General features: G+C 70.5%; 12 protein-coding genes. 4 read left to right on the top strand and 8 right to left on the bottom strand.

What is annotated here, in order from left to right; translation table 11 throughout:
• On the bottom strand, positions 1-203 hold a 203-nt coding region (locus Msi02_RS36025), incomplete at its 3' end, for a hypothetical protein (RefSeq protein ID WP_204052282.1).
• Between the two features lie 442 nt (positions 204-645).
• Positions 646-1515 (bottom strand): universal stress protein, encoded by an 870-nt coding sequence (locus Msi02_RS36020; RefSeq protein WP_204052281.1) that lies wholly within the window; start codon positions 1513-1515, stop codon positions 646-648.
• 290 nt (positions 1516-1805) lie between these two features.
• Here Msi02_RS36020 and Msi02_RS36015 point away from each other — a divergent pair, with 290 nt between their 5' ends.
• Positions 1806-2504: a CBS domain-containing protein gene (locus Msi02_RS36015; RefSeq protein ID WP_204052280.1), complete on the top strand. Its 699-nt coding sequence runs from the start codon at positions 1806-1808 to the stop codon at positions 2502-2504.
• A 56-nt stretch (positions 2505-2560) separates the two neighbouring features.
• Here the strand turns inward: Msi02_RS36015 and arfA are convergent, their stop codons facing one another.
• Positions 2561-4069: an arabinosylfuranosidase ArfA gene (arfA, locus tag Msi02_RS36010; protein WP_204052279.1), complete on the bottom strand. Its 1509-nt coding sequence runs from the start codon at positions 4067-4069 to the stop codon at positions 2561-2563.
• 227 nt (positions 4070-4296) lie between these two features.
• Between arfA and Msi02_RS36005 the strand changes: the two genes are divergently transcribed.
• Both Msi02_RS36005 and Msi02_RS36000 read left to right on the top strand, forming a co-directional pair.
• A complete protein-coding gene (locus tag Msi02_RS36005; protein ID WP_204052278.1) occupies positions 4297-5097 on the top strand; it encodes a glycerophosphodiester phosphodiesterase in 801 nt (266 codons plus the stop codon).
• Between the two features lie 67 nt (positions 5098-5164).
• Positions 5165-5989 carry a hypothetical protein gene (locus Msi02_RS36000; RefSeq protein WP_204052277.1) on the top strand — a complete coding sequence of 275 codons (825 nt, stop codon included), beginning with the start codon at positions 5165-5167 and terminating at the stop codon, positions 5987-5989.
• Between the two features lie 162 nt (positions 5990-6151).
• Here the strand turns inward: Msi02_RS36000 and Msi02_RS35995 are convergent, their stop codons facing one another.
• Both Msi02_RS35995 and Msi02_RS35990 read right to left on the bottom strand, forming a co-directional pair.
• Complete coding sequence (locus tag Msi02_RS35995; RefSeq protein WP_079316068.1) at positions 6152-6910, bottom strand: SDR family oxidoreductase; 759 nt, start codon at positions 6908-6910, stop codon at positions 6152-6154.
• 14 nt (positions 6911-6924) lie between these two features.
• Positions 6925-7443, bottom strand: a complete 519-nt coding sequence (locus tag Msi02_RS35990; protein ID WP_239109059.1) for a carboxymuconolactone decarboxylase family protein — start codon at positions 7441-7443, stop codon at positions 6925-6927.
• A 221-nt stretch (positions 7444-7664) separates the two neighbouring features.
• On the opposite strand from Msi02_RS35990, the gene Msi02_RS35985 reads away from it, so the two are divergent.
• A complete protein-coding gene (locus Msi02_RS35985) occupies positions 7665-8612 on the top strand; it encodes an RNA polymerase sigma-70 factor (protein WP_204052276.1) in 948 nt (315 codons plus the stop codon).
• Between the two features lie 78 nt (positions 8613-8690).
• Here the strand turns inward: Msi02_RS35985 and Msi02_RS35980 are convergent, their stop codons facing one another.
• The 3 genes from Msi02_RS35980 to Msi02_RS35970 all read right to left on the bottom strand — a co-directional run bounded on the left by Msi02_RS35980 (position 8691) and on the right by Msi02_RS35970 (position 12944).
• Positions 8691-11600 carry a family 43 glycosylhydrolase gene (locus Msi02_RS35980; RefSeq protein WP_204052275.1) on the bottom strand — a complete coding sequence of 970 codons (2910 nt, stop codon included), beginning with the start codon at positions 11598-11600 and terminating at the stop codon, positions 8691-8693.
• A 158-nt stretch (positions 11601-11758) separates the two neighbouring features.
• A complete protein-coding gene (locus tag Msi02_RS35975) occupies positions 11759-12388 on the bottom strand; it encodes an MBL fold metallo-hydrolase (protein WP_204052274.1) in 630 nt (209 codons plus the stop codon).
• A 49-nt stretch (positions 12389-12437) separates the two neighbouring features.
• The gene (locus Msi02_RS35970) at positions 12438-12944 is read right to left on the bottom strand and encodes a CBS domain-containing protein (RefSeq protein WP_204052273.1); all 507 of its coding nucleotides are present in this window, start codon (positions 12942-12944) and stop codon (positions 12438-12440) included.
• Between the last annotated feature and the right edge of the window lie 13 nt (positions 12945-12957).

The following is a 12957-nucleotide window of genomic DNA, read 5'->3' as shown; positions in this document are numbered from 1 at the left end:
CCCTTGTCCCGGCCGGCACTGTCAGCGCCGGTGTCCTGGCTCGCGTCCTGCCGCAGTCCACAGTCGTTGATCGGAAAGTGCTCGCGGGCGGCTGAGCCCTCGGACGACCACAACGGGGAACCGGAGGTCAACCGGTCCCACCAGCCGCCATCAGCATTATTCGAACGGCGAGGGCGGCCTGGATCGAAGTCAGAGAGATCCATCACACCCCCTCCAAGAGATTCGAAAACCTGTATTAATTATTTGGCCTCTCGGCAGCCAAAGCAACCGAGGGAGACGATTAGTTGGAGTTACAAGCAACGCCAGCGCATCTTGGGCGAATTACCAACCAGCGACGTTTCTGCGGGATTAGACCGGAAAGACGGCGAGCGCCGGCCACCGCTGAACCCCGTTCGACTTGTCACCGAAACCGGCAAGCGCCTTTACTTTGTAGATTCAGAGATGCCTTGTGCCCGACTTATCGGGAACGAATGGAATTCCCGCACCCATTGAGGCCAGGTGCGGGGCGCCCTCGACTTCGCGGTCGCCTGCTGGAGTGGACGCATGTTGAGCAAAGCGGAACCGAACGGACGTGGGCCGAGCCAACGCACCTGCCGCAGGGCGTGTGCCCGAAAGTGATCGCCGAGGGCCCCGCCCTTGGGGCCCTCAGCTCTCCGCGTCGCGGGGCCGTACGACCGCCACGGGGCAGTGCGCGCGGTGCAGTACGGCGTGACTGACCGAGCCGATCAGCGCGCCGCGCACGCCGCCCAGTCCACGGGACCCGACGACCACGAGGTCGGCGACGAGCGAGGCGTCGGCCAGCGCCGGGACCGGGTGGCCGCAGACCGCCGACTCGACGAGCGGGACATCCGGGTGCTTGTCGCGCCACGGCGCGAGCCGCAGCCGCGCCGCCCGGCACTCGTTGTCGAATATCTCCTCGAGTGCCGTTCCGTAGCCGACCGCGAAGGGCGAGAACATCGGCATCTCCCAGGCGTACACGGCGTGCACCCGCCCGTGCCGCGCCCGAGCCTCCTCGAAGGCGAATTCCAGGGCCGCCTCCGAGTGAGGCGACCCGTCGAAGCCGACGACGACCTCGTGATATTCGTCCCGGTGCGGTTTGCGCACCACCACGACCGGGACTTCCGCGTGACCGGCAAGGCCGAGGCCGACGGAGCCGAGGACCAGGCCGGAGAAGCCGCCCATCCCCCGGCTGCCGACCACGAGGGCGTCGGCGCCGGCAGACCCGGCGCGCAGGGTCTCGACGACCGTCCCCTCGGCGAGCTCCGTGGTCACCTCCAGGCCGGGGACGATCTCGCGGGCGCGGGAGGCGGCCGCCGCGAGCACACCCTCGCAGAACTCGCTGTAGGACTGGGCGAAGCCTTCCACGGCGTGGAACGGGTACTCGTGCGCCCACGGCTCCCGCACGTGGACGATCCTCAGGGAGGCCCCCCGGCGCCGCGCGTCGTCCGCCGCCCACTCCAGCGCCGCCGTCGCTGGCTTCGATCCGTCGACGGCGACGACGATCTGTCCGGCCATGTACTTCTCCTCCTGTGCTGAAGCGGTTCGCGGACGCGCGGGGGTTGGTGCTCTCGGCCACCATCGCACCGTGTCCGCTGCCCACGGCGCAGCAGACGAAAGTCCTCAAGCGGAGGGACTTCCGCCCGGCCGGCACCTGTACGACGGAACGGCTGCGGGACCTTCGGCCCTGCACGTGGCCCCGGCCCGGGGATGGGATGGAAGTCGCGGGCCACTTCCCCGATGGCAAAGCGGCGCCCCGCGACCTTAAGGGAGGCCGCGGGGCGCCCCGCGACCTTAGGGAGGCCGCCATGAACATGAAGGTGCAGGACGTCATGACCACGGAGGTCGCGTCCGTCCACGCCGGCACGCCGTTCAGGGACATCGCCGAAGTGCTGATCACCCACGCCGTGGGTGCCGTGCCCGTCGTGGACGGGGACGGCCGTGTGCTCGGCGTCGTGTCCGAGGCCGACCTGCTGCGCAAGGAGGAGTTCAGGGAGCAGTACTACCACGAGGGCTACCGGCCGCCGCTTCGCGCGCGGCTGCGCGCCCGCCTCGGCCAGGAGGGCGGCGCGCGGACCAAGGCGGCCGGGGGGACGGCCGCCGACCTGATGACCTCCCCCGCCGTCACGGTCACCGCAGGCACGACCACGGTCGCGGCGGCCCGCCTGATGGACGAGCACGGGGTCAAGCGGCTGCCCGTCGTGGACGCCGAGGGCCGGCTGCGGGGCATCGTCAGCCGCCACGACCTGCTCAAGACGTTCGTACGCGCCGACCGCGAGATCGAGCGCGAGGTACGCGTGGAGATCCTCGGCCGGAGCCTGTGGGCCGACACCTCCAAAGTGGGCGTCCACGTCCACCAGGGCGTGGTGACGCTCACCGGTGAGATGGACCGGCACAGCGCCGCGCGGGTGGCCGTACGGATGACGCGCCGGGTCAGCGGCGTCGTCGACGTCGTGGACGAACTGCGGTGGAAGGAGGACGACACACCCACGTGGAGCGGCGGATGAACGCGGCCCTCTCCCCGGCTCGACGACGCGGCGAGGCCCCTGCGGTCTATCGCCGATCAGGCCCTCGACAGCCTGATCACGTTCCAGGAGACCGGCGGCAGCACGATCCGGAGCGGATCGCTCCGATGGCTCGTGTTGGGGCGGGGCACCACCCGATCGGGGTCGTCGGCGGTGTTGCGGGCGTACATGTCCTCATCCGTGAGCGTGGTCGCCTCGGCGATCCGCACGGCGCCTCCACCTGCGCCCAGCGGCCCCGCGTCGAGCTCCAGCTCCAGCGGCTCGGCCGTCGACCTGTTCACCACGAACAGCGTCGTGTCCGCATCGTCCTGAGTGGCGACCGCGTGGAGCACGGGCACCTCGCCGAACTCGGCCGTCCCGTACGTCGGGCAGACCGGCTCGACCCGTACGACGTCGCCCTTGGCGTGCCGCGCCGCCTGCGCGAACGGGTGGAAGGTGGTCTGCCGCCAGGCCCGGCCGCCCGGCTCGGTCATGATGGGCGCGATCACGTTCACGAGCTGGGCCAGGCAGGCCGCCGCGACCCGGTCGCTGTGCCGCAGCAGCGTGATGAGCAGGCTGCCGAAGGCCACGGCGTCGGCGAGGTGGTAGTGGTCCTCCAGCAGCGGCGGCGCGACCGGCCAGTCCTGCCGGGGCGCCGCCGCCTGGACGCGGCTCATGTACCAGACGTTCCACTCGTCGAAGGAGACGGAGATCTTCTTGCGGGAGCCGAGCCTGGCCCCCACCTGGTCGGCCGTGGAGACGACCGTGGAGATGAAGTGCTCCATGTCGGTGGCGCAGGCCAGGAAACCGCCGAGGTCGCCGTCCTTCTCCTCGTAGTAGGCGTGGCAGGAGATGTGGTCGACCAGGTCGTAGGTCTCCTCGAGCACGGTCGCCTCCCAGGCGCCGAAGGTCGGCATCGAGGAGCCGGAGCTGCCGCAGGCCACCAGTTCGAGACCGGGGTCGACCATGCGCATGGCCCGGGCGGTCTCGGCGGCGAGCCTGCCGTACTCGCGGGCGGTCTTGTGCCCGATCTGCCAGGGGCCGTCCATCTCGTTGCCCAGGCACCACATGCGGATGTCGTGCGGCTCCTTGGCGCCGTTGGCGATCCGCAGGTCCGACAGCGCGGTGCCGGACGGGATGTTGCAGTATTCGAGCAGGTCCACGGCCTCCTGGACGCCGCGGGTGCCGAGGTTGACCGCCATCATCGGTTCCAGGCCGGCCAGGCGGCTCCACCGGACGAACTCGTCGAGCCCGATCTCGTTGGTCTCGGTGCTGTGCCAGGCGAGGTCGAGCCGGCGCGGGCGCCGCTCGCGCGGGCCGACGCCGTCCTCCCAGCGGTAGCCGGAGACGAAGTTGCCTCCGGGGTAGCGAACGGTGGTCACGCCGAGTTCACGGGTGAGCGCGAGCACGTCGCCGCGGAACCCTTCCTCGTCCACCGTGGGGTGGCCCGGCTCGTAGATGCCGGTGTAGACGCAGCGGCCGAGGTGCTCGACGAACGTGCCGAACGTGCGGCGCCGTACGGGGGCCACCCGGTGGGCGGGGTCGATGGTCAGCTGTGCCTGGAGCACGAGGGGATCTCCTTCACCGGGCGGCGGGTCTCGCGCGCCGATTGTTAGCGTTCGCATCGCCCGTGGTCAAGTTCTCGGCACCGGAAACTCGGCTGTTGACACACTGCTGTTACCGCTAACAGTTAGGATCGCTCCGATGACCGCCTGTCCGGCCGTTTCTTGATCTCCCGATGACCATGCCAATACGATGCCGCGCTGACGACACAGGCGATCTCGGGGGTTGGACGATGAGGATCACGACTGCTCTGTGTGCGGCGGGGGCCGTCCTCGCCACGGGCGCGACGGTGGGCGCCACGCCCGCCGCGGCGTCCGGCGTGAGCGCGCTGCCGCGCTGCCCGCTGGTGTTCGGGCACGGGGGTTACCCCGAGGGCGCCAACGGCTGGGCGAAGGACCAGATGCGCCAGCCCAACACCGTGCGAGGGCTCGACGACCAGAAGTCCTGGGGAGCCGACGGGGTCGAGGCCGACGTCCAGCTCACCAAGGAGGGGACCAAGGCCGTGATGTGGCACAACAGCACCACTCACGGGCTGACCGGCACGCAGCAGAAACTCACCGACATCTGGTGGACGTACGGCGCGGGCAACCTGGCCGGCCGCCGCATCACCCGGGGCCCATACCAGGGCGAGCGCGTCTACTCGCTGCGGCAGTGGCTGGACCACGCGCGCTCCCTGGGACTGGTCGCGCTCCTGGAGATCAAGCCCGAGACGAAGCCCGTCCTCACGAATCCCAAGTTCGCCGCGAAGGGGTGGAAGGAGATCTCCGACCCGATCAGGGAACGCCAGGGAAAGCAGCGGATCATGGTCTACTCCAACGACCCCTGGATCCAGGGCGAGCTGGCCAAGCGTCACCCCTCCCTGCTGAAAGGATCCGCCGGCCGGTGGACCGACAGCGTCCACTGGACCGAGCCGGCGCCCTCGTGGAAGGGCAACGTGTCCCAGTGGCAGGCCGTGCTCAACCAGTCCCCGGGCAGCGTCATGACGAACTACCCCAAGGAATACCGCGCCTGGCTGCGGGGCAAGTGCCGCTAGGGAATGTCCGACATCCCGCCGGGCATGCTCTCAGTCAAGTGAACCTCTCGGGGCGGGAGCGAGCATCGTGACTGGCGGCGTGACAAACGGCCGGGCGGGCCGGGTCCGGTGGGCGCCCGCCGTGCTGGCCGCGCTCGGCCTGCTGGCGGGCGCGTGCGGAACCGGCCCAGGGACCGGCGCAGGAAGCGGCGCAGGGACCGGCACAGGGACCGGCGCGGTGACCGTCCGGCCGAGCAGCCCGGCGGCCACCACCCCCACCCCCTCCGCGGGCTCTCTTGTGGCGGGCCGCTATCAGCCGCTGTGGCCGTTCGCCGACGAGGAACAGGTGCGGGACTGGCAGGAGAGCTACCGCTCGGGCGGCCACCAGCCCTGGCACCTGGACGCCGAACGGACCGCGCTCTCCTTCACCCAGGGCTTCCTGGGCTTCACCGATGTCGACCGGGTGGTCAAACGTACGGTGACCGGCGCGGACGCCCGCGTCTCCGTCGGGATCCGCGGTGAGGGCGGCGGACGGCCCGGCATCGCCGCCGTCATCCACCTGGTCAGGTTCGGCACCGGGCCGGACGCGCCGTGGGAGGTGGTGGGCACCGACGACACCACCTTCTCCCTCACCACCCCCCGGTACGGCGCCGTCGTGTCCTCTCCCGTCAAGGTGGGCGGCAGGATCACCGGAGTGGACGAGAGCATCCGGGTGCGGGTGCGCGCGACCGGGAGCGCCGGCCCCCTCGGCGAGCGCTGCTGCGTCTCGGCCGGAGGGGACGACGCCCCCTGGTCCGCCACCGTGACCTTCCGCGCGGCCCCGGGCCGGACGCTCACCCTCGTCGCCAGCACCGGCGGCCACGTGGCCGAGGTCGAGCGCTTCACCGTCACCGGCGTCCGGGTCGCAGGGTAGGTCTGCTTGGCCCGCCGCGCTGACCAGGCCGGACGCGGCAAGAGGCGCTGAATGCTCGTGCAGTGCGTCGACGACGGGCAGCAGCCTTAGCAGGAACTCGGCCAGCACGAAAACTATCGATGAAGTGGCGAAAGTAGGGCAAGGCCGTGCCGTACGACCGGCTCAGGGTTGGGTGCCGAGCCACTCCTTGAAGGTGGGCCCTGCGAGCTTGGCGTGCGGGCCGGGCAGGAATCCGCCGTTGGCGGCGGTCTCGGCATCGGGCATGCCCGAGCCGTCGACGCCTATGACCTTGATGCTTCGGCGGGCGCCGAGGAGTGCGGCCGCCTCCGCCATGATCTCCTTGCGGGGGCCGGCGATCTCGGGAATCGGTGTTCCTGGGACGGGTGCGCCGGGGTCGAGGGTAAGGTCGACCAGTTCCTCGGCCACGGTGCGGCAGGCCACGAGCTGGGTGGGCAGGGCCGGGATGTAGGCGACGTCGCCCTGCTGCCAGTCCAGGAGCTGGCCGACGAACTCGTGGAACTGCGCGGCCCGCAGGATGCGGACGGAGAGCGGGCCGGACAGAAGGAGCTCCTCGTGCACCTTCTTGGCGGCGAGGAAACCGGCGGTGGCCTTGTCGGCGCCGATGATGGACGCCATGGCGATCCGGGCGACCCCTGCCCTCTGACCGTACTCGTGCAGATTGCGGGCAGACGTGCGGAAGAACTCCGTCGCCGCCTCCTGCTCGGAGGAGTGCCACGAGGCGACGTCGATGATGACCTCGACCCCGGTGAGGGCCTCAGCGAGGCCCTCACCGGTGATGATGTCAACGCCGGTGGCTCGGGACATCGGCACGACCCGGTGCCCCCGCTCGGTCAGGACGTCGACGACGTGGCGGCCCAGCCGCCCGGTCGCTCCCGCTACCGCGAACGTGGTGATGCTCATGCTGGGTGCCTTTCTTACTCGCTGTAGTTCTGGCCGGGGGGCATACCGGGGATCGGCTTGGCGATGAGAGCGGCGGGGGTGAAGAAGCCGATGTGGGCGATCGCCATGATGAGCGACCACATCGCCTTGGCGTCGTGGAGCGCGGACGCCTTGGGGTACAGCTCATCGGGGACGCGCTCCCCGGACGGGTTCGGGGTGAGGACCGCCTCCACGAGCTCCAGCGCGACGCGTTCGGCATCGGTGAAGTAGGAGGCGTCCCGCCAGGTGGCCACGGCGGTGATGCGCTCTTCCGATTCCCCGATCCTGCGGAGGTTGCCGGTTTCGCGGATGGTGAAGTACGTGCTGCCGAGCATCTGCCCGGCGCGCAGCTGCAGCAGGTGGATGGTGGTCTGCGCGATCCCGCTGTTCCGGAGGGCCCTGTGCAGGCCTTCGCCGACTTCGGCCATCTCGGGGAGGAAGGGGAGGGGGTTGGGCATACGCGACCGCAGGTCCTCCTGCTTGGTCGTCGTGTCGGTCGTCATGGCTGTGGACATGGAGAGGTCTTCCCTTCTCACTCTCAACTCGTGATGGTGCGTGTCGTAGTGCCGTACGGATCGTTCGCGCGGCGTCCTGACGACCACGAGACGCCGGCGCCCCGATCCCTGTAACAGCGCGGCCATGTGACATAGGCCACCCACCGTGGGTGTTACGAAGCGGTGGTGGTCGGCGTCTTGTGCGTGTGGCAGGGCTGAAAGCGAACAGGCAGGAGCCGGGCATGAGCGAGCGCAGCAAACGAAGTGCGGACGCAGCCGAGCCGCTCGATCGTGCCAACCGCGTCGATTCCGTGGACTCTGCCACCGAGGCGTTCGTCGCCCATCGCAATCTGCTGTTCACCGTGGCCTACGAGATGCTCGGTTCGGCCGCCGACGCCGAGGACGTGCTGCAGGAGACCTGGCTGCGATGGGTGGACGTCGATCTGGACACCGTGCGGGAGGAGCGCGCCTTTCTGGTGCGGATCGTCACCCGGCAGGCGCTGGACCGGCTGCGTGCGCTCGGGCGGCGTAAGGAGGCCTACGTCGGGCCGTGGCTTCCCGAGCCGCTGCTGACCGCGCCCGACGTGGCCGAGGACGTCGAGCTCGCCGAGAGCGTCTCGATGGCGATGCTGCTGGTGCTGGAGACGCTTCAGCCGACCGAACGGGCGGTGTTCGTGCTGCGCGAGGTGTTCGGCCTGGACTACGACGAGATCGCCGAAGCCGTCGACAAGAGCCCGAACGCGGTACGCCAGATCGCCTACCGGGCGCGGGCACACGTCGCCGCGCGCCGACCACGCGGCATCGCCTCACCGGCCGAGGCCCGGGCCGCCCTCCAGGCCTTCCAGCAGGCGGTCGAAACCGGCGACCTGCAGAGCCTGCTCGACATCCTCGCGCCGGACGTCGTCGCCCTGAGCGACGGCGGCGGAGTCAGGCATGCCCTGCTGCGGCCCGTCGTGGGGATCGACAACGTGGCTCGCCTGCTGGCGGTCGGCTGGTGGAAACGCGACGCGGAAAGGTCGGTCGAGCTGGTTCAGATCAATGGCGGGCCCGGGCTGCTCGTGCGAGTCGACGGGAAGATCGACGGAGTGGTGGCGGTGCGCGTGGAGAACGGCTACGTCACCGGCGCCTACCACGTGCGCAATCCCGAGAAGTTGTCGCGTGTGGAGCGGGAAACCGCCGTGACCCGCTGAGCTCAGCCGGTCGAGCCCGTCTCGGCCCAGGGTGCGCAGCCGTTCGACGAGGCGGCCGTCGGCGACACTCCACCGGACCTACTTCGCGTGGACGACGACGCTGCCGTGGGCCGCGTCGCCCGCGCCGTTCTGGTAGATCACGTCGCCGGTCTTCTCGTCCCAGATCCGGACGGCGAAGCGGTCGACGCCGTCCCCGTCGCCGGTGTCGCCGTCGCGGGCGACGACCTCGAAGCCGTACCGCCCAGTGCCGCCGACAGTACCAGTGCCGCCGACCGTACCGGTGCCGCGGAAGCGGATCTCCCCGCCCGACACGACGAGCCAGTCGTACGCCGTGGACCGGAAGTTCAGGCGCCCGGCCTGGAACGAGAACGTCGTGCTCCCGATCGGAGCCGCGTAGTCCTTCCCGGCCGTGTTCTTCACGTACTTGGCCACGAACCCGAAGGCGGCCGTGCCGGTCAGCGCGGGGTTGGCGCGGTAGGCCCCCGCGGGCGAGTCGATCCAGCCGCCGCCGGTGACGAAGCCGGCGTCCCGGTCGTACACGACCACCGGACGGCCGGTCGCCGTGGTGGTCGCGCCGTCGTCGTCGGCGACGGTGACGACGGGCTCGTGGACGCCCGGCTTCGCATAGGTGTGCCGAGCCGTGCACGTCCCACCGGCGATCGCGCCGGACGAGGTGGTCCCGTCCTTCCAGTCCGCCGTGCAGGTGAGTTCGTCGTTCGCGCCCGGGTCGCCGACCGGCACCGAGAGGGTCACGCGCGTGCCTGCCTCGACCGGCCCGGCGGGCGTGACGACGTCCCCGGCCTCGGGGGCGGCGTTGGCGACGGTCACCTTCGCGGTGCCGCGGCTGCGGCCGGAGGTCAGCGTGACCGTGTAGGTCCCCTCGTCAGTGCAGGTGACGGCGGTCTCGGCGGCGCCGGGGTCAGAGAACGAACAGGTCGCGCCGGAGTCGACGCCCTCGCCGGGCGCGTAGCTCCACTTGGCCGCGCCGGTGGCCGACCCGGCCAGCCGGATCGGGGACCCCTCGGTGCCCGAGGCGTCCGGCCCGGCGTTCGCGACCGACACCGGGTCGACGCTCTCCAGCGTCGGCACGACCTTCTTGATCAGGCCGTTCTCGTCGAACTCCATCCGGTCGATCGTGGTCTCCCGGTGGGTGCCGTCGCCGCCGGGGATGGCGAAGCGGTGATAGGCGATGTACCAGTCGTCGGTGCCGGGCACCCGTACGACGGAGTGGTGGCCGGTGCCCTTGATCCCGAGGGACAGGTCCTTCTGCAGGATCACGCCCCGCTTGGTCCACGGGCCGAGCGGCGAGGCTCCCGTGGCGTACGCGACCTGGTAGTTCTCGTCGCGCGTGTCGTTCTCCGACCACATGAAGTAGTAGATCCCGCCGCGCTTGAAGACGAACGAGCCCTCGTTGTAGCCGCTCGGCTTGTACGTCTTCACCTTGGCGGGGTCGAACGACACCATGTCGTCGTTCAGCGGCACCTGGTAGGAGTTGCCGTTGCCCCAGTAGAGGTAGGCCCGGCCGTCGTCGTCGACGAACACGTCGGAGTCGATCATCTGGCCGCTGTAGGTCCCGGCCGCCACCAGCGGCTTGCCCAGGGCGTCCCTGAACGGCCCGGTCGGCGAGTCGGACACGGCGACGCCGAGGTGCTTGGCGGTGTTGCCGGTGGCCATGCCGCCGCTGAAGTAGAAGTAGTACCTGCCGTTCCGCTCGGCGATCGTCGGCGCCCAGGCGCTGTTGTCGGCCCAGGTCACGTCGGGGCCGAGGTCGAGGACGACGCCGTGGTCGGTCCAGTGGACCAGGTCCTTGGACGAGAACGCGTGGAACTGGGTGCCGCTCCAGCCGGCGAAGCCGTCGGTGGTCGGATACATGTAGAACGTGTCGCCGAACACCGTGATGTTCGGGTCGGCGTACAGGCCGGGGAGCACCGGGCTCTTCATCACCCGCGCCTCGACCGTCCACGTCCGCCGGGCGCCGTCGGAGCCGGTGACGGTGTAGGTGACCGGCTCGGACAGGTCGCGCGCGGTGCCGGAGGCCGGGCTGATGCTCGCCCCCGGGACCAGGGTGAACTCGGGCGCGAGCCGGGTGAGGTCGGTGCCCTCCTTCACCGGCAGGACGATCCTGCCGTTCGTGCCGTCCACGATCGCCGGGACCTTGAGCTCGGGCAGCGTGGCCGCGCCGACGGCCGCCGTGTTGCCGGAGACCTGGAGCACCTCGGTCGCCGACAGCGCGTGGTCGTAGATACGGAAGTCGTCCACCTCACCGGCGAAGTAGGGGTCGGCCGCGTAGAGCGACTTCCCGATGTATCCCGTGTAGTCCTTGCTCGCGTCGTACAGGTCCGCGGGCTTGACGGGCACGTCGGCCGCCCGTGCCACCTCGATGCCGTCGAGGTACATGACTGCCGTCCTGCTGTCGCCGTCGACGGTCACCGCCACGTGCTTCCAGGCGCCGCCCGGCAGGGCCGACCCCCCGGGCAGCTTCGACTCGGCCTGCCAGCCACCCGTCGTGATCGCCGAGTAGAGGATCTTGCCGCCGTTGTACGGCGAGGTGAACAGGTATTCGCCGCTGTCCGGGCCGAGGCCGAACAGCCACTGGTTCACCGTCGTCGAGGCGTTCCACTTCACGTACGTGGCCACCGTGACGCTGCCGCGGTCCTTCAGCACGCCGTTGGGGATCTTCACGTACGGCGCGGTCGTGGACGAGGACGACCCTCCGGCCATCGTGAACGAGCCGCCCGACACCCCCTGCCCGAAGGCGGGCGTCCGCTCGTAGCTGCCGTCGTTGCCGTGACCCGAGGCGTCGTGGACGACGCTCCCGCCCGTCTCGTCGAACGTGTACCGCAGCAGCAGGCCGGGCGGCTCCGCCGCCCCGGCCGCGTGTGCCGGGGTCGTGAGCGGGCCCGCCACCATGGACAGCGCGGCGACGGCCGCGAGGGCGAGGCGAGGGAGGCGTGGGAGGCGGGGTGGGGGGGTGGTGCCGCTGCGCATCGTCTCTCCCGGGCCGGCGACTCGGGACCACCGGCGTGGTTAACGCTAACATCAGGAGACCTACGCCGCCCCCGGCGGAGTCGGGGGCGGGTGAGCCGGTCTCGTGAGTGTCTGCCGCGGGGCGTTTGATCGTCAAGACCCCGCGCGCGGCCCGGGTGTCAGTGGCCCCGGCGGATCCACTCGTCGAGGTGCGGCGACTCCGCGCCGATGGTCGTGCTGTCGCCGTGGCCGGTGTGGACGACGGTCTCGGGCGGCAGGACCAGCAGGCGGTCGCGGATCGAGTCGATGATCAAGCCGAAGTCGGAGAACGAGCGGCCGGTGGCTCCAGGACCGCCCTGGAACAGGGTGTCGCCGGTGAACACGGCGCCGAGGCCGGGCGCGTGGAAGCAGCAGGCGCCGGGAGCGTGCCCCGGGGTGTGGAGCACTTCGAGGCGGGTTCCGGCGACCTCGATGACCTGGCCGTCGGACAGCGTGCCGCCGGGCTCGCGATCGGGGTGGGTGAGCCGCCAGACCGGCAGGTCGGCCGGGTGCAGCAGGACGGGCGCCCCGGTGGCCTCCGACAGTTCCGGCGCGACCCGCACGTGGTCGTCGTGGGCGTGGGTGGCGAGGATGGCCAGGACGCGCCGGCCCGCGACCACGTCCGTGATCGCCTTGACGTCGTGGGGAGCGTCGAACACCACGCACTCGGTGTCGTCGCCGAGCACCCACACGTTGTTGTCGACGTCGAAGGTCTGGCCGTCCAGGCTGAAGGTGCCCGACGTGACAGCATGGTCGATACGGGCACTCACTTGAAGATCACCACCGTGCGGAGCATGCACCCATTGTGCACGACCGGGATCACGGTCCCTGCTGCTGGTCCTCGGCGGTCCGCGAGGGCTTCGGCGGCAGCACCGGCTCAAGGCGGAACATCCCTGCCGACACCTCCTCGTGCCGGGGCGAGGCCCCCCGCCTGCCCGCGACCGCCACGAGCACGTCGGTCACGGTGACGAGACCCTGCAGGGCGCCGGAGGCCCCGATGACCGGGACGACGTCCACCGCCGACTCCAGCATGACGGCCGCCACGGCGGGGAGCGAGGCATCGGGCGGCACATGCGGGCACCTGCGCCCGGACAACAACTGCCGCACCTGGCTGCTCGACTGCTCCGCCGGTCCGCCCGACCAGTGGGCCGCGATGTCCTCTCGCGTGAGCACGCCGATGATGCGGGAATTCGCATCCACCACGGGCAGGTGATGCATCGACCCGCGGCGCATGAGTTCCCAGGCCATGAGCGGCGACTCGTCCGGCTTCACGGTCACGAGCACCCTGCTCATCACATCGGCGGCGGTCATGGCTTCTACGGTCATCGTTCCTCCCCGG

This window comes from Microbispora siamensis, from assembly GCF_016863095.1.
Taxonomy (GTDB): Bacteria; Actinomycetota; Actinomycetes; order Streptosporangiales; family Streptosporangiaceae; genus Microbispora; species Microbispora siamensis.
The sequence above is the reverse complement of the archived record's forward strand: the minus strand, read 5'-3'. Positions and strand labels throughout refer to the sequence as shown.

Bases quoted from the DNA above. Each gene is read 5' to 3' on its own strand.
- Msi02_RS36020 (WP_204052281.1), bottom strand. From the start codon at position 1,515: ATGGCCGGACAGATCGTCGTCGCCGTCGACGGATCGAAGCCAGCGACG.
- Msi02_RS35990 (WP_239109059.1), bottom strand. From the start codon at position 7,443: ATGTCCACAGCCATGACGACCGACACGACGACCAAGCAGGAGGACCTG.
- Msi02_RS36005 (WP_204052278.1), top strand. From the start codon at position 4,297: ATGAGGATCACGACTGCTCTGTGTGCGGCGGGGGCCGTCCTCGCCACG.
- Msi02_RS35995 (WP_079316068.1), bottom strand. From the start codon at position 6,910: ATGAGCATCACCACGTTCGCGGTAGCGGGAGCGACCGGGCGGCTGGGC.
- Msi02_RS36015 (WP_204052280.1), top strand. From the start codon at position 1,806: ATGAACATGAAGGTGCAGGACGTCATGACCACGGAGGTCGCGTCCGTC.
- Msi02_RS35980 (WP_204052275.1), bottom strand. From the start codon at position 11,600: ATGCGCAGCGGCACCACCCCCCCACCCCGCCTCCCACGCCTCCCTCGC.
- Msi02_RS35970 (WP_204052273.1), bottom strand. From the start codon at position 12,944: ATGACCGTAGAAGCCATGACCGCCGCCGATGTGATGAGCAGGGTGCTC.
- Msi02_RS35985 (WP_204052276.1), top strand. From the start codon at position 7,665: ATGAGCGAGCGCAGCAAACGAAGTGCGGACGCAGCCGAGCCGCTCGAT.